23 protein-coding genes are annotated in these 24,520 nt (G+C 68.0%); 11 read left to right on the forward strand and 12 right to left on the reverse strand.

What is annotated here, in order from left to right:
• Nucleotides 1–28: 28 nt before the first annotated feature.
• The 4 genes from AB0Q90_RS15410 to AB0Q90_RS15425 all read right to left on the reverse strand — a co-directional run bounded on the left by AB0Q90_RS15410 (nucleotide 29) and on the right by AB0Q90_RS15425 (nucleotide 3,789).
• Nucleotides 29–502 carry a hypothetical protein gene (locus AB0Q90_RS15410; RefSeq protein ID WP_363162845.1) on the reverse strand — a complete coding sequence of 158 codons (474 nt, stop codon included), beginning with the start codon at nucleotides 500–502 and terminating at the stop codon, nucleotides 29–31.
• A 123-nt stretch (nucleotides 503–625) separates the two neighbouring features.
• Nucleotides 626–1,888 (reverse strand): MFS transporter, encoded by a 1,263-nt coding sequence (locus tag AB0Q90_RS15415; RefSeq protein ID WP_363162846.1) that lies wholly within the window; start codon nucleotides 1,886–1,888, stop codon nucleotides 626–628.
• 90 nt (nucleotides 1,889–1,978) lie between these two features.
• Nucleotides 1,979–3,061, reverse strand: a complete 1,083-nt coding sequence (locus AB0Q90_RS15420; RefSeq protein WP_363162847.1) for an inositol-3-phosphate synthase — start codon at nucleotides 3,059–3,061, stop codon at nucleotides 1,979–1,981.
• A gap of 44 nt (nucleotides 3,062–3,105) precedes the next feature.
• Nucleotides 3,106–3,789 carry a helix-turn-helix transcriptional regulator gene (locus AB0Q90_RS15425; protein WP_363162848.1) on the reverse strand — a complete coding sequence of 228 codons (684 nt, stop codon included), beginning with the start codon at nucleotides 3,787–3,789 and terminating at the stop codon, nucleotides 3,106–3,108.
• Nucleotides 3,790–4,176: 387 nt separating this feature from the next.
• Here AB0Q90_RS15425 and AB0Q90_RS15430 point away from each other — a divergent pair, with 387 nt between their 5' ends.
• Nucleotides 4,177–6,825 (forward strand): transglycosylase domain-containing protein, encoded by a 2,649-nt coding sequence (locus AB0Q90_RS15430; RefSeq protein ID WP_363162849.1) that lies wholly within the window; start codon nucleotides 4,177–4,179, stop codon nucleotides 6,823–6,825.
• A gap of 121 nt (nucleotides 6,826–6,946) precedes the next feature.
• The gene (locus tag AB0Q90_RS15435; protein WP_363162850.1) at nucleotides 6,947–8,446 is read left to right on the forward strand and encodes a glycosyltransferase 87 family protein; all 1,500 of its coding nucleotides are present in this window, start codon (nucleotides 6,947–6,949) and stop codon (nucleotides 8,444–8,446) included.
• Between the two features lie 92 nt (nucleotides 8,447–8,538).
• Here the strand turns inward: AB0Q90_RS15435 and AB0Q90_RS15440 are convergent, their stop codons facing one another.
• The 3 genes from AB0Q90_RS15440 to AB0Q90_RS15450 all read right to left on the reverse strand — a co-directional run bounded on the left by AB0Q90_RS15440 (nucleotide 8,539) and on the right by AB0Q90_RS15450 (nucleotide 11,278).
• A complete protein-coding gene (locus AB0Q90_RS15440) occupies nucleotides 8,539–9,570 on the reverse strand; it encodes an alanine racemase (RefSeq protein ID WP_363162851.1) in 1,032 nt (343 codons plus the stop codon).
• A gap of 92 nt (nucleotides 9,571–9,662) precedes the next feature.
• Nucleotides 9,663–10,784: a peptidoglycan bridge formation glycyltransferase FemX gene (gene femX / locus AB0Q90_RS15445; protein WP_363162852.1), complete on the reverse strand. Its 1,122-nt coding sequence runs from the start codon at nucleotides 10,782–10,784 to the stop codon at nucleotides 9,663–9,665.
• 179 nt (nucleotides 10,785–10,963) lie between these two features.
• Nucleotides 10,964–11,278 carry a hypothetical protein gene (locus AB0Q90_RS15450; RefSeq protein WP_363162853.1) on the reverse strand — a complete coding sequence of 105 codons (315 nt, stop codon included), beginning with the start codon at nucleotides 11,276–11,278 and terminating at the stop codon, nucleotides 10,964–10,966.
• Between the two features lie 263 nt (nucleotides 11,279–11,541).
• Here AB0Q90_RS15450 and rpsF point away from each other — a divergent pair, with 263 nt between their 5' ends.
• From rpsF to rplI, 4 genes are all read left to right on the forward strand, one after another.
• On the forward strand, nucleotides 11,542–11,832 hold the full coding sequence (rpsF, locus tag AB0Q90_RS15455; protein WP_003956532.1) for a 30S ribosomal protein S6: 291 nt from the start codon (nucleotides 11,542–11,544) through the stop codon (nucleotides 11,830–11,832).
• Between the two features lie 77 nt (nucleotides 11,833–11,909).
• Complete coding sequence (locus tag AB0Q90_RS15460; protein WP_363162854.1) at nucleotides 11,910–12,506, forward strand: single-stranded DNA-binding protein; 597 nt, start codon at nucleotides 11,910–11,912, stop codon at nucleotides 12,504–12,506.
• Nucleotides 12,507–12,563: 57 nt separating this feature from the next.
• Nucleotides 12,564–12,800 carry a 30S ribosomal protein S18 gene (gene rpsR, locus AB0Q90_RS15465; RefSeq protein WP_003949403.1) on the forward strand — a complete coding sequence of 79 codons (237 nt, stop codon included), beginning with the start codon at nucleotides 12,564–12,566 and terminating at the stop codon, nucleotides 12,798–12,800.
• An 18-nt stretch (nucleotides 12,801–12,818) separates the two neighbouring features.
• A complete protein-coding gene (rplI, locus tag AB0Q90_RS15470; protein ID WP_363162855.1) occupies nucleotides 12,819–13,265 on the forward strand; it encodes a 50S ribosomal protein L9 in 447 nt (148 codons plus the stop codon).
• 126 nt (nucleotides 13,266–13,391) lie between these two features.
• Here the strand turns inward: rplI and AB0Q90_RS15475 are convergent, their stop codons facing one another.
• Complete coding sequence (locus tag AB0Q90_RS15475; RefSeq protein WP_363162856.1) at nucleotides 13,392–14,735, reverse strand: MATE family efflux transporter; 1,344 nt, start codon at nucleotides 14,733–14,735, stop codon at nucleotides 13,392–13,394.
• A gap of 452 nt (nucleotides 14,736–15,187) precedes the next feature.
• On the opposite strand from AB0Q90_RS15475, the gene dnaB reads away from it, so the two are divergent.
• The gene (gene dnaB / locus AB0Q90_RS15480) at nucleotides 15,188–16,666 is read left to right on the forward strand and encodes a replicative DNA helicase (RefSeq protein ID WP_363162857.1); all 1,479 of its coding nucleotides are present in this window, start codon (nucleotides 15,188–15,190) and stop codon (nucleotides 16,664–16,666) included.
• Between the two features lie 62 nt (nucleotides 16,667–16,728).
• Complete coding sequence (locus AB0Q90_RS15485; RefSeq protein WP_363162858.1) at nucleotides 16,729–18,114, forward strand: serine hydrolase domain-containing protein; 1,386 nt, start codon at nucleotides 16,729–16,731, stop codon at nucleotides 18,112–18,114.
• Nucleotides 18,115–18,162: 48 nt separating this feature from the next.
• Here AB0Q90_RS15485 and AB0Q90_RS15490 read toward each other — a convergent pair whose 3' ends face one another.
• Nucleotides 18,163–18,615 carry a GNAT family N-acetyltransferase gene (locus AB0Q90_RS15490; RefSeq protein ID WP_363162859.1) on the reverse strand — a complete coding sequence of 151 codons (453 nt, stop codon included), beginning with the start codon at nucleotides 18,613–18,615 and terminating at the stop codon, nucleotides 18,163–18,165.
• Nucleotides 18,616–18,624: 9 nt separating this feature from the next.
• Nucleotides 18,625–19,083 carry a MarR family transcriptional regulator gene (locus tag AB0Q90_RS15495; RefSeq protein WP_365733200.1) on the reverse strand — a complete coding sequence of 153 codons (459 nt, stop codon included), beginning with the start codon at nucleotides 19,081–19,083 and terminating at the stop codon, nucleotides 18,625–18,627.
• 143 nt (nucleotides 19,084–19,226) lie between these two features.
• On the opposite strand from AB0Q90_RS15495, the gene AB0Q90_RS15500 reads away from it, so the two are divergent.
• Nucleotides 19,227–20,435, forward strand: coding sequence for an MFS transporter (locus AB0Q90_RS15500; protein WP_363163466.1), 1,209 nt, complete (start codon nucleotides 19,227–19,229; stop codon nucleotides 20,433–20,435).
• Between the two features lie 81 nt (nucleotides 20,436–20,516).
• On the opposite strand, the gene AB0Q90_RS15505 is transcribed toward AB0Q90_RS15500, so the two are convergent.
• Nucleotides 20,517–21,383: a GNAT family N-acetyltransferase gene (locus AB0Q90_RS15505; protein ID WP_363163465.1), complete on the reverse strand. Its 867-nt coding sequence runs from the start codon at nucleotides 21,381–21,383 to the stop codon at nucleotides 20,517–20,519.
• Between the two features lie 195 nt (nucleotides 21,384–21,578).
• Here AB0Q90_RS15505 and AB0Q90_RS15510 point away from each other — a divergent pair, with 195 nt between their 5' ends.
• Both AB0Q90_RS15510 and AB0Q90_RS15515 read left to right on the forward strand, forming a co-directional pair.
• Entirely contained in the window at nucleotides 21,579–22,211 is a 633-nt protein-coding gene (locus tag AB0Q90_RS15510; protein ID WP_363163464.1) for a haloacid dehalogenase-like hydrolase, read from the forward strand.
• A 406-nt stretch (nucleotides 22,212–22,617) separates the two neighbouring features.
• Entirely contained in the window at nucleotides 22,618–24,006 is a 1,389-nt protein-coding gene (locus AB0Q90_RS15515) for a globin domain-containing protein (RefSeq protein ID WP_363163463.1), read from the forward strand.
• 14 nt (nucleotides 24,007–24,020) lie between these two features.
• Here AB0Q90_RS15515 and AB0Q90_RS15520 read toward each other — a convergent pair whose 3' ends face one another.
• Nucleotides 24,021–24,503, reverse strand: coding sequence for an NUDIX hydrolase (locus AB0Q90_RS15520; protein WP_363163462.1), 483 nt, complete (start codon nucleotides 24,501–24,503; stop codon nucleotides 24,021–24,023).
• Between the last annotated feature and the right edge of the window lie 17 nt (nucleotides 24,504–24,520).

Here is a 24,520-nt window from a genome sequence, read left to right on the forward strand (position 1 = left end):
TTCGGTCATGAGCGGCTGCGAATGCTGCCTACTTGGGCGTGTAGTCCGCCAGGCAGAGGGTGAAGTCGTCGCTGCCCCCGGTCTCGGTGTACTCCGAGTACTTGGTGCGGTCGCAGCCCTCCGTCGTGCCGTCCTTCTTCTCCGCAACCTTGTACTTGGCGCTGGAGTCGCCGCAGTCCACTACTTCCAGGCCCGGGTCGGTCGTGCTGTCCGGGTCGGAGATGCTCATGCAGTCGCCGACCTTCGCGGTGTTGGCGTCGTCCCGGCTCGCTATGAAGCCACCGACGACCACGCCGATGACGGCGACACCGATGACGATGTTCTTGATGGTCTTGAAGCTGAGCTTGCGGCTGGGCTGCTCCGGCGGCACCGGTGCGTACGGAGCGGCGGTGCCCTGCTGCGGGTAGCCGGGCTGGCCGTACGGGTTCTGGCCCTCGGGCTGGCCGTACGGGTTCTGACCCTGGGCGAACGGGTTCTGGCCCTGGGGCGGCGGAGTGGTCACTTGGGGGTCCCCCTAGAACATGGGTGAGTGACGCGAACTGAGCGCGCGTAAGACCCACGTAAGTTATCGGGCCCCACTGACAAGTCTGTACTCAGGAGGGGCTCTGTGGCACTGATGTGACACTTACCGGCGTTCAAACCGGGCCATAGCAACAGCAACTGCTGCGTAGATAACGGCGACCGTGACCACCAGATGCACCGAGCGGCCGTCCGGCGGCAGCATCAGGGCGGAGACGCCGGCGGCGCCTACGAAGGCGGCGTTGAACAGTACGTCGTAGAGGGAGAAGACGCGGCCGCGGAAGCCGTCCTCGACCGAGGACTGCACGATCGTGTCCGTGGCGATCTTCGCTCCCTGGGTGGTGAGTCCCAGGACGAACGACGCGGCCAGCATGGGCACTGCGGCGAACGGCAGCCCCAGGGCCGGTTCCAGGACCGCGGCGACCGCGGCGCACACGACGATCCAGCGGCCGGGCCCGAGCCGTCCGACCGCCCAGGGCGTCAGGACGGCCGCCGCGAAGAAGCCGGCCCCGGAGATGGCCAACGCCAGCCCCAGCAGCGCGAGCCCCTCGTCCGTGGTGGAGGAGAAGGAGTACCGGCACAGCATCAGCAGCATGACGAGCAGGGCGCCGTAGCAGAAGCGCATCAGGGTCATCGTGGCGAGCGCCCAGGCGGCCTCCCGGCGTGGTGGCGCGGCGAGATGGCGTACGCCCGCCATGAGGTCGCGGGCGGTGCCGGAGAGGGCTGCTCTCAGGTTCGGCTGCACCAACTCGCGGTCGGGTCCGAGTAGTTCCGGTGACATGCGTACGGATGCCAGTGCCGCGCACAGGTACACGGCGGCGCCCAGCAGCACCACCGCGGCGTCGGAGTCCGAGACCAGCAGGCGTACGACGAAGGCGAGGCCGCCGCCGGCGGTCGCGGCGAGCGTTCCGGCCGTGGGCGACAGGGAGTTGGCCATCACCAGGCGCTCTTCGTCGACCACGCGGGGCAGGGCCGCGGACAGGCCGGAGAGGATGAAACGGTTGACGGCGGTGACGCACAGGGCGGAGACGTAGAAGAGCCAGTCGGGGACCTGGCTGACCATCAGCACGGCTGTCGTCGCGGCCATCAGGGCGCGCAGCAGGTTGCCGTAGAGGAAGACCTGGCGGCGGCGCCAGCGGTCCAGCAGGACGCCGGCGAAGGGGCCGACGAGGGAGTACGGCAGGAGCAGGACCGCCATGGCCGAGGCGATGGCGGTTGCCGAGGTCTGCTTCTCCGGGGAGAAGACGACGTACGTGGCGAGCCCGACCTGGTAGACACCGTCGGCCCCCTGGGAGAGCAGCCGCAGGGTGAGCAGGCGCCGGAAGTCCCGAAAGCGGAGCAGGACGCGCAGGTCGCGGGCGACGGACATGGGGCACAGCCTCACATACGGGAAGGTCCCCGGGCCGTACGACCCGGGGACCCTTCTCGGCCCTGGCAGGAGCAGCCTTGGTGAGCGTGTTTAGCGCTCGACCTCGCCCTTGATGAACTTCTCGACGTTCTCGCGGGCCTGGTCGTCGAAGTACTGGACCGGCGGGGACTTCATGAAGTAGCTGGAGGCCGACAGGATCGGGCCGCCGATGCCGCGGTCCTTGGCGATCTTCGCGGCGCGCAGGGCGTCGATGATCACGCCGGCGGAGTTCGGGGAGTCCCAGACCTCCAGCTTGTACTCCAGGTTCAGCGGGACGTCGCCGAACGCGCGACCCTCCAGGCGGACGTAGGCCCACTTGCGGTCGTCGAGCCACGCGACGTAGTCGGACGGGCCGATGTGGACGTTCTTCTCGCCGAGATCCCGGTCGGGGATCTGGGAGGTGACGGCCTGCGTCTTGGAGATCTTCTTGGACTCAAGGCGCTCACGCTCAAGCATGTTCTTGAAGTCCATGTTGCCGCCGACGTTCAGCTGCATCGTGCGGTCCAGGATGACACCCCGGTCCTCGAACAGCTTCGCCATGACGCGGTGCGTGATGGTGGCGCCGACCTGCGACTTGATGTCGTCGCCGACGATCGGGACGCCCGCCTCGGTGAACTTGTCCGCCCACTCCTTGGTGCCGGCGATGAAGACCGGGAGGGCGTTGACGAAGGCGACCTTGGCGTCGATGGCGCACTGGGCGTAGAACTTCGCCGCGTCCTCGGAACCGACGGGCAGGTAGCAGACGAGAACGTCGACCTGCTTGTCCTTGAGGATCTGGACGACGTCGACCGGGGCCTCGGCGGACTCCTCGATGGTCTCGCGGTAGTACTTGCCGAGACCGTCGAGGGTGTGGCCGCGCTGGACGGTCACGCCGCTGTTCGGCACGTCACAGATCTTGATGGTGTTGTTCTCGGAGGCGCCAATGGCGTCCGCGAGGTCGAGGCCGACCTTCTTCGCGTCGACGTCGAACGCGGCGACGAACTCCACGTCCTTGACGTGGTAGTCACCGAACTGCACGTGCATCAGGCCGGGGACCTTGGACGCCGGGTCGGCGTCCTTGTAGTACTCGACGCCCTGCACCAGCGAGGCGGCGCAGTTGCCCACGCCGACGATGGCTACGCGAACCGAACCCATTCCGGTTGCTCCCTGTGTGTACGAGTGAGGCCCTGACTGGGCGCTCACGTGGCGGTGTCGTCGGGCGTATCCGTCCCGGGAGTGTCCCCGGGACGGGGCAGGCCGCCCGTCGATCCATTGGTGGTGTCCTGCTGAGCGGACCCCCCGGAGCCGGAACCCTTCAGGTCCCGTCCGGCCCGCTCGCTCTCGATGAGCTCGTTCAGCCAGCGCACTTCGCGCTCCACGGACTCCATTCCGTGGCGCTGGAGCTCAAGCGTGTAGTCGTCGAGGCGCTCCCGGGTGCGCGCCAGAGAGGCGCGCATCTTCTCCAGGCGCTCCTCCAGTCGGCTGCGACGGCCCTCCAGCACGCGCATGCGTACGTCGCGCGAGGTCTGCCCGAAGAAGGCGAAGCGGGCAGCGAAGTGCTCGTCCTCGTACGCGTCGGGGCCGGTCTGCGACAGGAGCTCCTCGAAGTGCTCCTTACCTTCCGCCGTCAACCGATAGACGATCTTGGCGCGACGCCCTGCGAGTGGTGCGGCCAGGGCGTCCTCGGGGGCGTTCCCCGGCTCTTCGATCAACCAGCCGTTGGCGACCAGCGTCTTGAGGCAGGGGTAGAGCGTGCCGTAGCTGAACGCACGGAACACACCCAGTGACGTGTTGAGTCGTTTGCGCAGCTCATAGCCGTGCATCGGGGATTCGCGGAGCAGGCCGAGGACGGCGAACTCAAGGATCCCGGAACGCCGGCTCATCGTCGCCTCCTCTCTGCCGCGACCCGTGGAACGGGTGCCGTGACGGTCTTTATGTCGTGCTGATGTATCGACTCGATACATCAGCACGATAGAACGGCCCGAGAGATGCGACAAGAGGGGGAATGGTGAACGGGATCACATCAACGATTCATGGGAAGCGAGTTGCCTGATTTGGGGTGAACTTCGGGGCTAGGCGGGTTTTGACGGTGCGTAGTCTGTGCGGCATGCACACCACCGGGAACCGAGTGACGCCTGGGGGCGTCGTCGTCCTCGGTGCAGTACGGGTGAATGCGGGACCAGCCGCGTCCGTACTTCGGGGGGACCGGAAACCAGCCGCCGTTTCCAGGCGCGTCACACGGGTGCGCCTGCCCGAGGAGTAGTCGTTCGATGAGCGAGCACCGTCGCAAACCGCCGCAGCCGCAGGGAGGCGGACGTGCCGCGGCCCGACGCGGCCAGTCCGGCCCGTCCTCCGGCCGCCGAGCGGCACCGCGAGGCGCCACCGGATCTCCTTCCGACTCCTATGGGACGAGCTCCCATGCATCGGAGTCCTACGGTCCGGGAGGCGAGGAGCATCAGTACGGCGGCCGCGCCGAGGCCCGGCGTGCGGCCCAGAGAAGCGGTGGCGGCCGCCGCAGAGCGGCGGAGCCTGGCCGACGGGGCGGTCCCGGGGGCCCGAACGGACCGGGGCGCGGCAGGGGACGTATGGCACCCCCCGCCAAGAAGCGGTTCATCGACTACCCGCGCGCCGGCAAGTACGGCTGGCGTCGCTGGACGCCGTCCTGGAAGCTCGTCTCCGGGCTGAGCCTGGCCTTCCTCGGCTGCCTGGTGATCATCGCGGGCCTCGGCTACGCCATGGTCTCCATCCCCAGTGAGAACGCCGCGGCGAAGTCGGAGAACAACGTCTTCTACTGGGCCGACGGCTCCCAGATGGTCGCCACGGGCACCGGCGAGAACCGGCAGAACGTCGACATCGCCGAGATCCCCAAGGCCATGCGCTGGGCCGTGATCTCGGCCGAGAACAAGAGCTTCTACGACGACTCCGGCGTCGACCCCATGGGTATCGCCCGCGCGCTGGCCAACATGGCCCGGGGCGGCGACACACAGGGTGGCTCGACGATCACTCAGCAGTACGTCAAGAACACCTACCTGAGCCAGGAGCGGACGGTCTCCCGGAAGTTCAAGGAGATGTTCATCTCCATAAAGGTGGGGACCAAGCTCAGCAAGGACGACATCCTCCAGGGCTACCTGAACACGTCGTACTACGGTCGCAGCGCCTACGGCATCCAGGCCGCGGCCCAGACCTATTACGGCAAGGACGCCAAGGACCTCACGGACAGCGAGTGCGCCTTCCTCGCCGCTCTGCTGAAGGGTCCGACGTACTACGACCCCGCGGGCAACGAGGACCTCGACCCGGCGGCGACTCCGAAGCAGAACCGCGAGAACTCGGAGAAGCGCTGGAGCTGGATCCTCGGTGAGATGCACAAGGACGGGCATCTCACGGACGCCGAGTACCAGAAGGCCATCAAGAAGTACCCCGAGCCCGACGGCCGCAAGGCGGCCAAGGGCATGACCGGCCAGACCAGCTACCTGGTCGACACGGCCAAGAAGTACGTCCTGGCCCACTCGGACATCACCCAGGCGCAGCTCGACCAGGGCGGTTACCAGATCTACACGACCTTCGAGAAGGACAAGGTCAACGCGCTGGCCAAGGCCGTCAAGAAGATCGAGGACGAGCGTCTCAACCCGAAGAAGGAGCTGGACAAGTACGTCCAGTTCGGTGCCGCGTCGGTGAAGCCCAACGACGGCGCGATCGTCGCCCTCTACGGCGGTGCCGGATACGAGAACGGTCACTTCACCAACAACGCCGACACCGCCGGTGTGCCGGTCGGTTCGACGTGGAAGCCGTTCGTGCTCGCCGCGGCCATGGAGTACGGCACGTACAAGGACCCAGGGGTCGGCGTCTCTCCGCTGAGCAAGTACAACGGCGACGACCATCTGAAGGTCAAGCAGAACGACGGCACCTATGTACTGAAGAAGGACAACACGCCCTTCTATCAGGAGAACGAGAGCGACTATCCCTGGGGCTACATCACCCTGCGCAAGGCGATGGAGCAGTCGATCAACACGCCGTTCGTGCAGCTCGGTATGGATGTGGGGATGGAGAAGGTCGCCGAGGTGGCCGAAGGCGCCGGCATCCTGAAGGACTCCCTGGCGTACCGCAACGCGTCCTTCGCGCTCGGTACGTCGACCCCCAGCGCGATCCGCATGGCCGACGCCTATGCGACGTTCGCGGCCTCCGGCAAGCAGACCGACCCCTACTCGGTGACCGAGGTCAAGCACGGCGGCCAGCCGCTGCCCGGCTTCACCAAGCCGAAGGTCAAGCAGGCGATGCCCGAGAACGTGGCCCACAACGTCACGGACGTCCTGGAGAACGTCATCCAGAACGGTACGGGTACGAATGCCAAGGCCCTGGGGCGTACGGCGGCCGGTAAGACCGGTACCACCGACGAGAACAAGTCCGCCTGGTTCGTCGGCTACACGCAGCAGCTGTCGACCTCGGTCACGATGTTCCGTGAGAACCCCAAGAGCCACCGGCTGCTCTCCATGAACGGCACGGCCGGCGTGGACTCCATCCACGGTGGTGACATCCCGACGTCGGTGTGGACCGAGTACATGAAGGTCGCGCTGGACGGCGAGGACGACCCCGGGTTCCCGGACGCCGAGAAGATCGGCGAGGTGCAGGACGGAGAGGGCGTACCGTCTCCCTCCCCGTCCGTCACGGCGGAGGACCCCAGCGCGAGCCCGAGCCAGACGGAGGACGAGAAGCCCGGCAGGGACAAGCCCGAGCCCACTCCCTCGCCCTCGGCCAGCGAAACCTGTCAGTTCGGCTGGTGTGAGGGTGAGGAGACCGGGGGCACGGACACGGGTGGCACGGACGGTGGCGTGACGTCCTCACCGACCGCCACCGAGTCCAGCGACACCAGTAATGGCAACGGCAACGGCAATGGAGGCCTCTTCGGAGGCTCAACCGGATAGCTCCGACCGTTAGGCGTCATATCGCCCGCCGAGGGTGTTTCACGTGAAACATGGGCCGCCGCACCGACCAGGTGCGGCGGCCCACGGCGTATTCCCAGACGCGTACGGCAGGATGTGCCCCATGCCCAGTGCAGAGACGACGCAATCGAGCGTGCACGAGCCGGACCCGGTGCGGCCGACCAAGGACGACGAGGTGGCCCGCAGCGGCAGCGAGCTGATCGGCGGTCCCATCGGACGCCGTGCCCTGCTCGGGACGTCGTGGTGGACCCCTGTACGGATCGTCGCGCTCGTGGCGATCGGCATGTTCGCTCTCGGCCTGGTCCAGAAGGCGCCCTGTTACAACGGTGCCTGGTTCTTCGGCGCCAGCTCGCAGTACACGCACGCCTGCTACTCCGACATCCCGCACCTCTACCAGGGACGCGGATTCGCCGACGACCTCGTGCCGTACTTCGACAGGCTCTCCGGCGACATGGAGTACCTCGAATACCCGGTGCTGACCGGCGTGTTCATGGAGGTGGCCTCCTGGCTCACGCCGGGCAGCGGCAGCATCCAGGACCAGGAACAGTGGTACTGGATGGTCAACGCCGGGATGCTGATGGTCTGCGCGGCCGTTATCGCCGTCTGCGTGAGCCGGACGCAGGCCAGGCGCCCCTGGGACGGTCTGCTGCTCGCCCTGGCGCCCGCCTTCGCGCTGACGGCCACCATCAACTGGGACCTGCTGGCGGTCGCGCTGACGGCCGCCGCGATGCTGATGTGGTCGCGGGGCCGTTCCCTCGCCTTCGGCGTCCTCCTGGGTCTTGCCACGGCCGCCAAGCTCTACCCCGTCCTGCTGCTCGGCGCGCTGCTCGTGCTGTGCTGGCGGGCGGGCCGATGGCGGGACTTCGGGAAGGCGCTGGGCGGCACGGCCTTCGCCTGGCTGGTCGTGAACCTTCCGGTGATGCTGCTGGCCTTCGACGGCTGGTCGAAGTTCTACACGTTCAGCCAGGAGCGGGGCGTCGACTTCGGCTCCTTCTGGCTGGTCCTGGCCCAGAACTCCAGCGACCCGCTCAGCACGGACACCGTCAACACCCTTGCCACCCTGCTGATGCTGCTGTGCTGCGCCGGCGTCGCCGCGCTCACGCTGACCGCCCCGCGCCGTCCTCGCTTCGCCCAGCTCGCCTTCCTGCTCGTCGCCGCGTTCATCCTCACCAACAAGGTCTACTCACCGCAGTACGTCCTGTGGCTGGTCCCGCTGGCCGTCCTCGCCCGGCCGAAGTGGCGGGACTTCCTGATCTGGCAGACGTGCGAGGTGGCGTACTTCCTGGGGATCTGGATGTACCTCGCGTACACGACCAGCGGAGACGCCCACAAGGGCCTGCCGACCGACGGCTACCACTGGGCGATCGGCCTGCATCTGCTGGGGACGCTCTACCTCTGCGCAGTGATCGTCCGCGACATCCTCATGCCGGAGCGCGACGTGGTGCGCCGGGCCGGGGACGACGACCCCTCGGGCGGGGTGCTCGACGGGGCGGAGGACGTCTTCGTCCTGGGCGCCGCGGCCCATCCGCCCAAGCATGCGGCCCACTTCGACGGGCCGCAGGTGGAGTGGGGCGCTCCAGGGGCAGCCGACCGTTCGCTCTGAGCGAACGCAGGCTCAGAGGCGGCCAGTGACCGCGAAAGGCCGTGCGCGGGAAAACCCGTGCACGGCCTTTCTGTTGCCCTTGAGGCGGCTGCTCAGCGGTCGACGATCCGGTCGAACTGGGTGGTGGTGTGCCGCAGATGGGCCACCAGCTCGTCACCGACCTTGGGCTCGGGCGCGTCCGAGGGCACGAACAGGATCGAGACCTGCATGTGCGGCGGCTCGGCGAACCAGCGCTGCTTGCCGCCCCAGACGAACGGAGAAAGGTTCCGGTTGACCGTGGCGAGGCCGGCGCGGGCGACGCCCTTGGCGCGCGGCATGACGCCGTGCAGGGCCTTCGGGGCCTCCAGGCCCACCCCGTGCGAGGTTCCGCCCGCCACAACGACCAGGAAGCCGTCCGAGGCCGCCTTCTGCTGCCGGTAGCCGAAGCGGTCGCCCTTGGAGACACGGGTGACGTCCAGGACCGCGCCCCGGTACTCGGTGGCCTCGTGGTCCCCCAGCCAGAGCCGGGTGCCGATACGGGCGCGGAAACGGGTCTGCGGGAACTGCTGCTGCAGACGGGCGAGTTCCTCGGCCTTGAGGTGGCTGACGAACATCGTGTGCAGGGGCAGCCGGGCCGCGCGCAGGCGGTCCATCCAGCCGATGACCTCCTCGACGGCGTCCGAGCCGTCGGTACGGTCCAGCGGCAGGTGGATGGCGAAACCTTCGAGGCGGACGTTCTCTATGGCGGTGTGCAGCTGCGGCAGATCCTGCTCGCTCACGCCGTGCCGCTTCATCGAGGACATCACCTCGATGACCACCCGGGCCCCCACGAGGCCGTACACGCCGTCGATCGACGACACCGAGCGGATGACCCGGTCGGGCAGCGGCACGGGCTCCTCGCCGCGCCGGTACGGCGTCAGGACCAGCAGGTCACCGCCGAACCAGTCCTTGATGCGCGCGGCCTCGTACGTCGTGCCGACGGCCAGGACGTCCGAGCCCAGCCGCGTGGCCTCCTCCGCGAGGCGTTCGTGCCCGAAGCCGTAGCCATTGCCCTTGCAGACCGGGACGAGCCCAGGGAACTGCTCCTGCACGTGCTTGTGGTGCGCCCGCCAGCGCGCGGTGTCGACGTAGAGCGTGAGCGCCATGGCCGGACCTGGAACCTTTCTCGTGGCTGCGGTGTATCAGAGGTATGGAAGCGAACGAGGTTGTCGAAGCTATCGAAGCAAACGGCCGTTGCTCAGCGGCGCGACATGTAGATGTCGAGCGCCTTGTGGAGCAGCTTGTTCAGCGGGAAGTCCCACTCGCCGAGGTACTCGGCGGCCTGGCCGCCCGTGCCCACCTTGAACTGGATCAGACCGAAGAGGTGGTCGGTCTCGTCCAGCGAGTCCGAGATGCCGCGCAGGTCGTAGACGGTCGCGCCGAGCGCGTAGGCGTCGCGCAGCATCCGCCACTGCATCGCGTTCGAGGGCCGGACCTCACGGCCGATGTTGTCGGAGGCGCCGTAGGAGTACCAGACGTGCCCGCCGACGATCAGCATCGTCGCCGCCGACAGGTTCACGCCGTTGTGGCGGGCGAAGTACAGCCGCATGCGGTTGGGGTCCTCGGTGTTGAGGGCCGTCCACATGCGCTGGAAGTACGACAGCGGGCGGGGCCGGAAGTGGTCGCGCACGGCCGTGATCTCGTACAGCCGCTGCCATTCCTCAAGGTCGTGGTAGCCGCCCTGGACGACCTCGACACCGGCCTTCTCGGCCTTCTTGATGTTGCGGCGCCACAGCTGGTTGAAGTTCTTGTGGACCTCTTCCAGGGAGCGGTTGGCCAGCGGCACCTGGTAGACGTAGCGGGGCTGTACGTCGCCGAAGCCGGCACCGCCGTCCTCGCCCTGCTGCCAGCCCATACGGCGCAGCTTGTCGGCGACCTCGAAGGCGCGCGGCTCGATGAAGTCGGCCTCGATGTCGCGCAGCCGCTTCACATCGGGGTTCTGAATGCCCGCCTTGATGGAGTTGGCCTCCCAGCGCCGGATGATCACCGGCGGGCCCATCTTCACGGAGAAGGCGCCCTGGTGCTTCAGGTGCGCGAGCATCGGTTCCAGCCAGTCCGTGAGATTCGGCGCGAACCAGTTGATGACCGGGCCCTCGGGCAGATAGGCGAGGTAGCGCTTGATCTTGGGCAGCTGCCGGTAGAGGACGAGGCCGGCCCCGACCAGCTCACCGGTCCGCTCGTCGAACCAGCCGAGGCTCTCGGAGCGCCACTCCGCCTTGACGTCGGCCCAGGCCGGGACCTGCATGTGGCTCGCCGCCGGCAGGCTCTGGATGTATGCCAGATGCTGCTCGCGGCTGATGGTCCTCAGGGTCAGGCTCATTCGGGGCGCTCCTCGGGCTGGTGTGTCCCCATGGGTACAGGGGCTCCGGCTCTCGCGCCGAAGCCTACTGCGCCTTGCGAGCGCCCCGACTGGGCGTACGGAAGCTTCGCCCCGGCTCGGTGGGCCAGCGGGGCGTTCCGTGGTGCTGTGGGAGTTGTCGGGGTACGGCGATTAAGGCGTCAGCCGACGACCCCGCCGAAGAGACCGCCGTGCGCCATGCCCAGGAAGAAGCCGACGCTGGCGGCGCCGAGGCCCAGGATCAGGCCGAAGCGTTCGCGGGTCGTCTCCGAGATCCACTGGCCGTATGCGCCGGTGCCGATGCCCAGCAGGCCGGTCCAGGAGCTGAGCAGGTGCAGATCGTGGAACATCGCCGTGACGAAAGATGTGATGCCCAGCACCAGGGTCACCGCGAGAAGCGTGTCCTGGAGCGGGTGGGGCTTTCCGTCCGTGGCGAATAGGCCTCCGACGGTGTTGGGTCGCAATGCTTGTGCCATGGGGCACCTCCTGCGAAAGGCGGCGCATCGTAGCGCCATACACACCCGATGTGTACAGATTGTCGGTCCTGGCGGCCGGATTTCAACCGGAAGCGGGTGTGCGGGTACTCTGTACCGTCTGCAGCGGTGTCTGCCCACGTCACGGCCGGGACTCCGAGAGGAGCCCCCGATTGTCAGTGGCGGCCGATACCGTTGCGTACGCATCACAACCCTCCTGCCACGGAACGACCGTGGCCGCTGAGTCCAAAGGAGGTGGGTTCCACATGCGTCACTACGAGGTGATGGTCATCCTCGACCCCGATCTGGAGGAGCGCGCTGTCGCCCCCCTGATCGAGAACTTCCTCTCCGTCGTCCGTGAGGGCAACGGAAAGGTCGAGAAGGTCGACACCTGGGGCCGTCGTCGTCTCGCGTACGAGATCAAGAAGAAGCCCGAGGGCATCTACTCGGTCATCGACCTGCAGGCCGAGCCTGCGGTCGTCAAGGAGCTCGACCGCCAGATGAACCTGAACGAGTCGGTCCTCCGGACCAAGGTCCTCCGCCCCGAGACCCACTGAGCTCTCCCGCTCAGCTGATCTCGGGATTCGAGTAGCAGCACAAGCAGCCAGCAGCAAACCCGCCGAGAGGTTCCCCCATGGCAGGCGAGACCGTCATTACGGTCGTCGGCAATCTTGTCGACGACCCCGAGCTGCGCTTCACCCCTTCCGGTGCGGCGGTCGCGAAGTTCCGTGTCGCGTCCACTCCGCGCACCTTCGACCGTCAGACCAACGAGTGGAAGGACGGCGAGAGCCTGTTCCTGACCTGCTCGGTCTGGCGTCAGGCGGCGGAGAACGTCGCCGAGTCGCTCCAGCGAGGCATGCGCGTCATCGTGCAGGGCCGGCTGAAGCAGCGGTCCTACGAGGACCGTGAGGGCGTCAAGCGCACGGTCTACGAGTTGGACGTCGAGGAAGTCGGCGCCAGCCTGCGCAACGCCACGGCCAAGGTCACCAAGACCGCCGGTCGCGGTGGCCAGGGCGGTGGCTTCGGTGGCGGTGGCGGTGGCGGCCAGGGTGGCGGCGGCTGGGGTGGAAACTCCGGCGGCGGTCAGCAGGGCGGCGGCGCTCCCGCCGACGACCCGTGGGCGACCGGCGCTCCCGCCGGTGGCCAGCAGGGCGGCGGTGGCGGCGGCTGGGGTGGAAACTCCGGCGGCGGCAGTGGTGGCGGCGGCTACTCGGACGAGCCCCCCTTCTAGACCTTCGGGTCGAGGGCGGGTCGTACCCAAACTTCTTGATCACACAGGAGAAACACCATGGCGAAGCCGCCTGTGCGCAAGCCGAAGAAGAAGGTCTGCGCTTTCTGCAAGGACAAGGTCACGTACGTGGACTACAAGGACACGAACATGCTGCGGAAGTTCATTTCCGACCGCGGCAAGATCCGTGCCCGCCGCGTGACCGGCAACTGCACGCAGCACCAGCGTGACGTCGCCACGGCCGTCAAGAACAGCCGTGAGATGGCGCTGCTGCCCTACACCTCCACCGCGCGATAAGGGAAGGGTGACCGAAACATGAAGATCATCCTCACCCACGAGGTCTCCGGCCTCGGTGCCGCGGGCGACGTCGTCGACGTCAAGGACGGTTACGCTCGCAACTACCTGATCCCGCGGAACTTCGCGATCCGTTGGACCAAGGGTGGCGAGAAGGACGTCGAGCAGATCCGTCGTGCTCGCAAGATCCACGAGATCCAGACCATCGAGCAGGCCAACGCTGTGAAGGCCCAGCTCGAAGGTGTCAAGGTCCGTCTGGCCGTTCGCTCCGGCGACGCCGGTCGTCTCTTCGGTTCCGTCACCCCGGCCGACATCGCCTCGGCGATCAAGGCTTCCGGTGGCCCCGAGGTCGACAAGCGCCGCATCGAGCTGACCGCTCCGATCAAGACCCTGGGCGCCCACGAGACGTCCGTGCGTCTGCACCCCGAGGTTGCCGCCAAGGTCAACATCGAGGTTGTCGCGGCCTGATCACCGCGTTCGGCTTGAACAGCTGAGAGAAGGGGCCGTACCCACTGGGTGCGGCCCCTTCTTCTTGCCTTTGGCCGCCAGGGCAGGCCCATGTTTCACGTGAAACGTCGGTTTCACGTGAAACGGTCAGCGCGTCGCGCCCGTGACGATCCATCGCCCCGAGCGGGCGCGCCGCCAGAGCGTCAGCATCCGCACCGTCATCATCAGTGTCATTGCTCCCCAGAGAGCTGTGAGTCCGCCGCCGAGTGCGGGCACGAGCAGGGCAACCGGGGTGAAGACCGCCAGGGTGAGCACCATGGCCCAGGCGAGGTACGGCCCGTCTCCCGCTCCCATCAGGACTCCGTCCAGGACGAAGACCACGCCGCAAATCGGCTGGGAGAGTGCCACCATCAGCAGCGCGGGGAGTGCGGCGTCCTTGACGACCGGGTCGCTGGTGAACAGCGGAAGGAAGAGAGGGCGGGCGATCACCACGAGTACGGCGAGGACGACTCCGGCCGCGATGCCCCACTCCACCATGCGGCGGCAGGCGGCACGGGCGCCTTCGGCGTCGTCCGCGCCGAGATAGCGGCCGATGATGGCCTGTCCGGCGATGGCGATGGCGTCGAGAGCGAAGGCGAGCAGGCTCCACAGGGACAGAATGATCTGGTGCGCCGCGATGTCGGCGTCACCGAGGCGGGCCGCGACCGCGGTGGCGATCATCAGGATTGCCCGCAGTGAAAGCGTGCGCACGAGCAGGGGCAGGCCGGCTTGTGCGGAGGCCTTGATCCCGGCTGCATCGGGACGCAGTGAGGCCTGGTGCCTGCGGGCTCCGCGGACCACGACCACGAGGTAGGCCGCGGCCATGCCGCACTGGGCGATGACGGTGCCCCAGGCGGAGCCCGCGATGCCGAGATCGGCGCCGTAGACCAGGCCGAGGTTGAGGACGGCGTTGGCGACGAAGCCCGCGACGGCGACGTACAGGGGTGTTCTGGTGTCCTGAAGTCCTCGGAGGACGCCCGTGGCTGCGAGCACGACGAGCATGGCCGGGATGCCGAGCGCCGAGATCCGCAGATAGGTCGTGGCGTAGGGGGCCGCCGTGTCGGAGGCGCCGAAGAGTTCCACGAGGAACGGTGCTGTGGGCAGGACGACCGCGATGACGGCCGCGCCGAGAAGCAGGGCCAACCAGATGCCGTCCATGCCCTGGCGGATGGCTGACTGGAGATCACCGGCGCCGACCCTCCGGGCGACGGCCGCGGTGGTGGCGTAGGCGAGGAAGACGAAGACGCTGACGGCGGTCATGAGGAGGGCCGAGGCGACCCCGAGGCCGGCGAGTTGCGAGGTGCCGAGATGGCCGACGATCGCGCTGTCGGCCATGACGAAGAGGGGCTCGGCGACGAGTGCGCCGAAGGCCGGGACGGCCAGCGCGACGATCTCTCGGTCGTGCTGGCGACGGGTGGCCTTCGAGGCCGCGGGAGCCTGTGTCATGAGCATCAATCTAATCGTCCACAGGTAAGAGATGCAACCAAGAACTGACCCTTACTTGCCGTCTCGCCGTGTGTGCTGTCGAGCACCGTTCGAAGTGATCTTGGTCCGACTGGGGAAGTTTTTCTTCTGCACAGCCGGTGGATGGGAAAGATGCAGGTCAGCCGCGTTCCCTCGAAAAGGACGAGGGCTTGTTCACAGGCCTGTCCACCGTGTCGTGCACAGGTTTTGCGGAGTTCTCCACAGCATCCGGGCCGTCGTCCACATGGCCTGTGGATAACCAGATTGGCTGACGGTGCCGACAGGCCTACCGTGGTCCGGCGCCCGCTCCGTCCGTCGGTCGAGAAACCATCACAAAACCGACGCGCCAGAACCGGAGTTGGGCCTCTCAATTGTCAGTGGCGTGCCGTAGAAATGATGGGCACGCGAGGTCCGCTCGGCGGACGGGAGGAGGTTGCTCGGTGAGCATTTCCGAGCCCTTGGACGACCCGTGGGCCGACAGCGGGCCGAGTGATCGTCTGCCTGCCTCCCGCCGACGCGGTGACGGCGGCCGGGGCCGCGACGAGCAGCACGACCGCGGCCGGGAGAACGGCGAGTGGGACGGCGGCGGTTCGACCTTTGAGCGCGTGCCGCCGCAGGATCTCGACGCCGAGCAGTCCGTCCTCGGCGGCATGCTCCTGTCCAAGGACGCCATCGCCGACGTCGTCGAGGTCCTCAAGGGCCACGACTTCTACAAGCCCGCCCACGAAACGATCTTCCAGGCGATCCTCGACGTCTACGCCAAGGGCGAGCCGGCCGACCCCATCACGATCGCCGCGGAACTCACCAAGCGCGGCGAGATCAACAAGGTCGGCGGCGCATCGTATCTGCACACCCTCGTCCAGACGGTGCCGACGGCGGCCAACGCCGAGTACTACGCGGAGATCGTCCACGAGCGTGCTGTGCTGCGCCGACTGGTCGAGGCCGGCACCCGCATCACGCAGATGGGATACGCGGCCGACGACGACGTCGACGAGATCGTCAACCGCGCCCAGGCCGAGATCTACGCCGTCACCGAGCAGCGCACCAGCGAGGACTACCTGCCGCTCGGCGACATCATGGAGGGCGCTCTCGACGAGATCGAGGCGATCGGCTCCCGCAGCGGCGAGATGACCGGTGTGCCCACGGGTTTCACCGACCTCGACTCGCTCACCAACGGACTGCACCCGGGCCAGATGATCGTCATCGCGGCCCGTCCCGCCATGGGTAAGTCCACCCTCGCCCTGGACTTCGCGCGCGCGGCGTCGATCAAGCACAACCTGGCCAGCGTCATCTTCTCCCTCGAAATGGGGCGCAACGAGATCGCGATGCGCCTGCTGTCCGCCGAAGCACGTGTGGCTCTGCACCACATGCGCTCCGGCACCATGACCGACGAGGACTGGACCCGTCTGGCACGCCGGATGCCCGAGGTCTCGGCCGCGCCGCTCTACATCGACGACTCCCCGAACCTGTCGATGATGGAGATCCGTGCGAAGTGCCGTCGGCTGAAGCAGCGCAACGACATCAAGCTCGTGATCATCGACTATCTGCAGCTGATGCAGTCCGGTGGCTCGAAGCGCTCCGAGAGCCGCCAGCAGGAGGTCTCGGACATGTCCCGTAACCTCAAGCTCCTGGCCAAGGAGCTGGAAGTCCCGGTGATCGCGCTCTCACAGCTCAACCGTGGTCCCGAGCAGCGCACGGACAAGAAGCCGATGGTGTCCGACCTGCGTGAGTCCGGCTCCATCGAGCAGGACGCCGACATGGTCATCCTGCTGCACCGCGAGGACGCCTACGAGAAGGAATCCCCGCGGGCCGGCGAGGCGGACATCATCGTGGGCAAGCACCGTAACGGCCCGACGGCGACGATCACGGTGGCCTTCCAGGGCCACTACTCGCGCTTCGTGGACATGGCGCAGACCTGATCCCGTAGCGCCGAGGCCTAATGCGCTCGACTCCCCTGTGCCTCGCGGGGTGGACTGGGGGCATGACGACACTTCAGGAAGAGTTGCTGCCCGGCACGCAGCGGGCGCTGCTGCACCGGATCGCGGTGGCCCAGGCCGAGGGGCGTGCGCCCTCGCTGGTGGCGGCGGTCGTGCGGGACGGGCGCGCCGTGTGGCACGGCGGCCGTACGTGTGTGGACGGGCATGCGCCGGACGAGAACGTCCAGTACCGGATCGGCTCGATCACCAAGACCTTCACGGCTGTACTGGTGCTGCGGCTGCGTGACGAGGGGCTGCTCGACCTCGGTGATCCGCTGGAGAAGCATCTGCCGGGGACCGGCGCGGGGGAGGCGACCGTGGCCGAACTGCTCGCGCACACGGCGGGGCTGGCGGCCGAGTCGCCCGGGCCGTGGTGGGAGCGCACGCCGGGCTCGCTGCGGCCCGAACTCTCCGATGTGCTGGGTGAGCAGCCCCTGCTGCATCCCGTCGGGCGTCGCCATCACTACTCGAACCCCGGTTACACGGTGCTGGGCGCGCTGGTGGAGAAGTTGCGCGGGGCGCCGTGGGAGGAGGTGCTGCGGCGGGAAGTGCTCGAACCCCTGGGGCTGAGCCGTACGAGTGGGCAGCCGCAGGCGCCGCATGCGGGCGGATGGGCGGTGCATCCCTGGGCCGATGTGATGCTGCCCGAACCCTCGGAAGACCTCGGACGGATGGCTCCTGCCGGTCAACTGTGGTCCACGACCGGCGACTTGGCGCGGTTCGCGGCCTTCCTGATCAACGGTGACGACCGTGTGCTGAGCGCGGAGACCGTACGGGAGATGCGGTCGCCCGCCGCACCCGCCGAGGCGGCGGACGTCGCGGACGGTGTCGCGTACGGGCTGGGGCTTCAGATCCAGCATCGGCACGGCAGGCTGCTGGCGGGGCACTCGGGATCGCTCCCGGGCTTCCTGGCGAGCCTGTTCTTCAGCGTCACGGACGACGTCGCCGCTGTTGTGCTCGCCAACTGCACCTCGGGGCCGTTGCTCTCCGCGGTCGCCGCCGACCTCGTCCGTATCGTCGCCGAGGCCGAGCCGCGGATTCCCGAGCCCTGGCGACCGATGGCCGAAGTCGACAGTTCTGTACTGGAGTTGGCGGGCCAGTGGTACTGGGGGACGTATGGTTTCGGCCTACGGCTGACAGCCGACGGGCTTCTCTCGATGGAGCCGCTGTCCGGCAACGGCCGACGCTCGCGGTTCCGGGCCAATGACGACGGCACCTGGACAGGGCTGGAGGGCTATTACGCCGGGGAGCTCCTGCGGGCCGTATGGCGCCCGGACGGGAGCGTCAGCCATCTCGACCTCGGGTCGTTCGTGTTCACGCGTCAGCCGTACGACGAGGAGGCTCCTGTCCCTGGCGGTGTGGACCCGGAGGGGTGGCGAGGGATCGGGTAGCGGTCACGTCGGCGCCCTGTTTCACGTGAAACAGGGCGCGTCGCCATGTCAGAGCGCGAGCTTGAAGCCCACGTGGGAGGCGGTGAAGCCGAGCCGCTCGTAGAAGCGGTGGGCGTCGATGCGGGTGTTGTCCGAGGTCAGCTGGACCAGCTGGCAGCCCTGGCGGCGGGATTCGTCGATCGCCCACTCGATGAGCTGCGTGCCGAGGCCGCTGCCGCGCTCGTCTGCGTGAATGCGCACGGCTTCGATGATCGACCTGATGGCTCCGCGGCGGGACAGCCCGGGAATGATCGTGAGCTGGAGCGTGCCGACGACGTGGCCCTCGCGCACGGCGACGACCAGGTGCTGGTTCGAGTCGCTGCTGAGCCGCTCCAGCGCGGACCGGTACGGGGTCAGGTCGTCCGGTGACTCGCGCTGGGCGCCCAGCGGATCGTCGGCGAGCATCCCGACGATCGCGGGAATGTCGTCGGCGGCTGCGGCTCGTATTTCAAGATCTCCCATGGCTGCACCCTATGCGGGCACTTTCAGTGACTCCACGGCCCGTACCAGTGGGGCGAGTTCGGGGTTCTTGGCTGCCTCGTCGAGGGCTTCGCGCAGGGCGGTCTCGTTGGTGGGGCGTGCTTCTTCGAGGAGGGTGAGGCCTGCTGCGGTGACGTTGGTGTAGATGCCGCGGCGGTCGGTGGGGCAGAGGTAGCGGGCGAGCAGGCCGCGGTCTTCGAGGCGGGTGACCAGGCGGGTGGTGGCGCTCTGGCTGAGGACTACGGCGTCGGCGACCTGTTTCATCTGGAGGTGGCCGCCTTCGCCGTCGTGCTGGCGGCTGAGGACGTCGAGCAGGGAGTACTCGCGCACGCTGAGGTCGTGGCCGGCCTGGAGGGCGCGTTCGATGTGGGTCTCGATCCGCCCGTGCAGCAGGGAGAGCGCGCACCAGCCCTGGGCGAGGGCGGTGAGTGCGGGGTCTGTGGCGGTCATAGGTGTGTTCCTCCGTCCCGGAGCGGCTGAGAACCAGGCTGGGCCAGGATCGCGATAGCCATCGCTTGCAAATATACAGCGCTTGCAAGTATTGTCATGAAACGTAAAGCGCTCATGCAATCTTCTGGGAAGGGTTCGTCCCCATGCCGCTCGCGCTCTTGGCTCTCGCGATCGGGGCCTTCGGAATCGGAACGACTGAGTTCGTGATCATGGGCTTGCTGCCCGAGGTCGCGGGCGATTTCGGGGTCTCCATCCCCACCGCCGGCCTGCTGGTGACCGGCTACGCGCTCGGTGTGGTGGCCGGCGCGCCCCTGATGACCGTGCTCGGCACCAAGGTCTCGCGCAAGCGGATGCTGATGCTGCTGATGGTCCTCTTCATCGCCGGCAATCTGCTGTCCGCCCTAGCCCCGGCCTTCGCCGTCATGCTGATCGGCCGCGTAGTCGCCTCACTCGCCCACGGAGCCTTCTTCGGCATCGGGTCGGTCGTCGCGGCCGACCTGGTGGCCCCGGACAAGAAGGCCGGTGCCATCGCGATGATGTTCACCGGTCTCACCGTCGCCAACGTCATCGGCGTGCCGCTGGGCACCTTCGTCGGCCAGTCCGTCGGATGGCGGGTCACCTTCGGCATCGTCGCCGCTCTCGGTGTGGTCGGCCTGGTGGGCATCGCCAAGCTCGTCCCCGACATGCCCAAGGCCGAAGGCGTGCGTCTGCGCCATGAACTGGCCGCCTTCAAGAACGCGCAGGTCCTCCTCGCGATGGCGATGACTGTGCTCGGCTTCGGCGGTGTCTTCGCGGCGATCACCTACATCGCGCCGATGATGACCCACGTCGCCGGGTTCTCCGACAGCTCGGTCACCTGGCTGCTGGTCCTCTTCGGCCTCGGGATGGTCGGCGGCAACCTCATCGGTGGAAAGCTCGCCGACCGCGCCCTGATGCCCCTGCTGTACGTCTCCCTGGGCGCCCTCGCCGTCGTCCTCGCGCTGTTCACCGTCACCGCGCACAACAAGGTGCTCGCGGCCGTCACCATCGCCCTGATCGGCGCCCTCGGCTTTGCCACCGTCCCGCCGCTCCAGAAGCGCGTCCTCGACCAGGCCCACGGCGCCCCAACCCTGGCCTCGGCCGTCAACATCGGTGCCTTCAACCTCGGCAACGCGCTCTCGGCCTGGCTCGGCGGACTCGTCATCGCGGCCGGGATGGGCTACACGTCCCCCAACTGGGTCGGTGCCGCCCTCGCCGCGGCCGCGCTGCTCCTGGCCTTCTTCTCCGCAGCCCTGGAGCGCCGGGACCGTGTACCCAGCACGGTCGTCACCGGCGCCTCGCCCGCTCAGCAGGAGGCGGCCGTCCAGCACTGACCCACGGCGGTGCTGTTCCACGTACGAACGCCGGTCCCCGACAGACCTCGGGAAACCGGCGTTCGTCGTATCGGAGGGGCTTCAGCCCGCCGCGACCGTGAGCGGAGCGAACCGTCGCTGCCAGTCCCCGGGCAGCTCGGCGATGCCGTAGGTCATCACCGCGTTGAAGGCGACGGAGGCCAGGCCCTGGTCCTTGGCCCAGGCCAGCAGCTCCTCGTGCCGCACGTCGATGTCGGTGCGCAGCGGCCGGTCGGTGAGGGCGGCGAGCGAGGCGATCAGCGCCTTCGCGGTCTCCGTGTCACGGGCGATCAGCGGGCCCACGACATGGGTGTCCATGTTGGGCCAGGCGGCCGCGTATCCGATGATCCGGCCGTTGTCCTCGGCCACGCGTAGATGGTCGGCGAAGGCCGGCAGCCGAGTGATCAGGGGCGTGCGGTCGGAGCCGAACACCTCCTCGTCGAGCCGGAGGATCGCGGTGAGGTCCTCGGCGGTCGCGGCCCTCGTGGCGACCGTGGGCTCCGGTCCCCGCGGGACGAAGGGGCCGCGCAGCATCTCCGCCCGGCCGGTGGTCTTGAAACCGAGCTCCTCATAGAGCGGCCGGCCGTACGGCGTCGCGTGCAGCGTCAGCGGTGTGGTGCCCATGGCCGAGACGACGTGGCGCATCAGCCGCCGTCCGATGCCCTGCCGGGCGTGCCGCTCGGCGACCAGCACCATGCCGATGGCTCCCAGATCGGGGCGGCCGTGAGGGCCGTACTCGGTGACCACGCAGGCGCTGACGAGACCGCCGTCGGGGTCGTCGATGCCGTAGCCCTTCCCGGCTGTGAGGAGGAAGCCCCACTTGTGCTCCTCGCGGGGCCAGCCCCGGTTTTCGGAGAGGTCGGCGCAGGCGGAGAGATCGCGCAGCGTCAGTCGGCGGATGGGCAGAGCGGCGGGGGAAGGAGTCGGCACGCAGGTCAGGCTGTCTGACGGGTGGCCTTGCCGTCCAGCCGTTTCCGGGGAGACGTACGAGCTTTTGGCCATGTCGTGGCCCACGGCACAGCGCGCCGGGCCATGCAGGGTGTTTCACGTGAAACATGGACGAACAGCATGCGGCCGGCAGTCCGACCGGCGACGCGCACCCGCCAGGTCACTAGCCTCCGGATCATGACGCGACTGCATCTCTTCGACCTCGACGGCACGTTGTTGCACGGCACCACCGCCCCCGTGGAGATCTCACGGCAACTCGGGCTGGAGGCCGAGACAGTGGCGCTCGATCGGGCGATCTCGGCGGGCCTGATCGGGTCGCCGGAGTACGCGACACAGGTCCATGCGCTGTGGGCGGACCTCACCGAGGCGCATGTGACGGCTGCCTTCGAGGGGGCTCCCTGGCTGACCCGAATCCGCGAGGTCTGGGCGGAGATCAGGCGGCAGGGCGAGTACTGCGCCGTTGTGTCCCTCTCGCCCTCCTTCTTTGTGGAGCGGCTCCTGGGATGGGGTGCCCACGCGGCCCACGGATCCGTTTTTCCGTCGGTGCCGTTCACGGAGCCGGTCGACCCGGCCGGCGTCCTGAGCGCCGCCGCCAAGGTGCACATCGCCGACCGGCTGTGCGAGGAGTTCGGGATCACTCGCACCGACTGCATTGCTTATGGCGACTCACTGTCGGACAAGGACCTGTTCGGTGCCGTGCCGATCTCGGTCGCGGTCAATGCGGACCGTCATCTGTCCGGTCTCGCCACGCACTCCTACATGGGGAGAGATCTGTGGGAAGCCTATGAATTGGTGCAGCGAGCCCGGTAATTGAACGAAATCGCAGGATCACCCCTGGTCAATTGGTGGCAGGGGTGGGGGGACTTGTGTACGGGGCGTCGGCCGGTATGGTCGACTCCGGTTCGCATCCGGGACGGCCTTCGGAGATGAGGCGTACCTGGCCTTCGTGGACCCAGAGCAAGGCAATGCAGCCTAACGGGACGGAGAGATCGAAGACCCGTATTTGCACTTATGCGGTCGGGGTGTCCGTTCGCGGTGAGACGCTGCGGTCAGAGGACTGCAGTCAATGTCCCACTCTCGCCTTGCTTGTCCGCGCGCAGTGTGAATACGGGTCGAATGTGGCCGCATTGGCCGCAGTGGCGAACGGGGAAAGCAAGCCGTCTGCGGGGGAAAGCAGGCATCTTCCGATCAAGGAAGTGCGCAGACCGACCGAAAGATGTTCGAGGCGAGGCACATCATGGACGCTCCGGCCACCATGTCGGCCGACAACGGCACTTCCGGCGGTGCGGGCGGCTGGTTCACAGCCCGCCCGCAGCCGGTGACGGCTCCGGGCGTGGAACCGGCCGCCCCGGCCGAGCACCCCGGCCCCACCGCGCACGCTCAGCCCGTCGGCCCTGCCGAGCTCACGGCCCCCGCCCCGACAGTGCCCCCCGTCCCACCCCCGCACGCCGAGCGCCGCGTGCCCGCCCAGCGCCCCGTTCCGGCACGGGAGGCCTCGGACGCCGTCCTCATCCGCCGGACGATGGCCGAGGTCGCCCCCGTGGCCGACAAGGCCACCTCGTACTTCTACGCGCTGCTGTTCGTCCGCCACCCCGACCTGCGCTCCCTCTTCCCGGCCGCGATGGACACCCAACGGGACCGGCTTCTCAAAGCGCTGCTCACGGCGGCCGAGCACATTGACAACACCGACGTCCTGGTCGCGTATCTGCAGAACCTCGGCCGCGGTCACCGCAAGTACGGCACCCGGGCCGAGCACTATCCGGCCGTGGGCGAGTGCCTCATCGGCGCGCTGAGCCGGTATGCCTCCGGCATCTGGAACGCGGAGACGGAGGCGGCCTGGGTCCGGGCGTACACGACGATCTCGCAGGTGATGATCGACGCGGCGGCCGCGGACGAGCTGCGTGCCCCGGCCTGGTGGTATGCCGAGGTCGTCGCGCATGATCTCAGGACCCCGGACGTCGCGGTCCTCACCGTCCGCCCCGACCAGCCCTATCCCTTCCTCGCCGGGCAGTACACGAGCCTGGAGACGCCGTGGTGGCCGAGGATCTGGCGGCACTACTCCTTCGCCTCGGCCCCGCGCTCCGACGGCCTGCTGTCGTTCCACGTGAAGGCCGTGCCGGCCGGGTGGGTGTCCAACGCACTGGTCCACCGGGCCCGGCCCGGCGACATCATCCGGTTGGGCCCGTCGGCCGGTTCGATGACCGTGGACCACACCACCGACCGCGGACTGCTCTGCCTGGGCGGCGGCACCGGCATAGCCCCCATCAAGGCGCTCGTCGAGGACGTCGTCGAGCACGGCGAACGGCGGCCGGTCGAGGTGTTCTACGGCGCCCGCAGCGACCACGACCTGTACGACATCGACACGATGCTCAGACTCCAGCAGTCCCACCCGTGGCTGGAGGTCCGTCCTGTGGTGGACCGCCACGGTCTGGTCCAGCTTCCCGATGCCATACGCCGGTTCGGGCCCTGGTACGAGTACGACGCCTATGTGTCGGGACCACCTGGGATGATCCGCAGCGGTGTGGATGTCCTCAGGGACATAGGAGTGCCCTCGGAGCGCATACGCCACGACTCGGTGGAGGAACTGGTGGGCGCCGGAGGCTGATGTGCCGCCGGCGGTCAGCCCAGGTCGGGGGCGTGCATGGCACGGACGCCCTCGATGTTGCCGTCCAGATAGTGGCGCAACGACAGGGGGACGAGGTGGACGGAGGCGATCCCCACGCGCGTGAACGGCACCCGGACGATCTCGTATTCGCCGATGGGCTCGTCGATCTCTGGGCCGTGCCGCAGGGATGTGTCCATGGAGCCCAGGCGGCAGACGAAGAAGTGCTGCACCTTCACGCCGGTTGCGCCGCCGTCCTCGCCGATGTGCTCGACGGTGTCGACGAAGCAGGGCACCACGTCGGTGATCTTGGCGCCGAGTTCCTCGTACACCTCGCGGTGCAGGGCGTCGACGACGGTCGTGTCCTCCGGCTCGACTCCGCCGCCGGGGGTGAGCCAGTAGGGATCCATGCCGGGCTTGGTGCGCTTGATCAGAATCAGGTCGTCACCGTCCAGCAGAACGGCGCGTGCGGTGCGCTTGACCACGGGTCGGACGGTCATGGGAGAAATGTGGCCCG

It is taken from the genome of Streptomyces sp. NPDC079141, from assembly GCF_040686775.1.
In the GTDB taxonomy this organism is placed as follows: Bacteria; Actinomycetota; Actinomycetes; order Streptomycetales; family Streptomycetaceae; genus Streptomyces.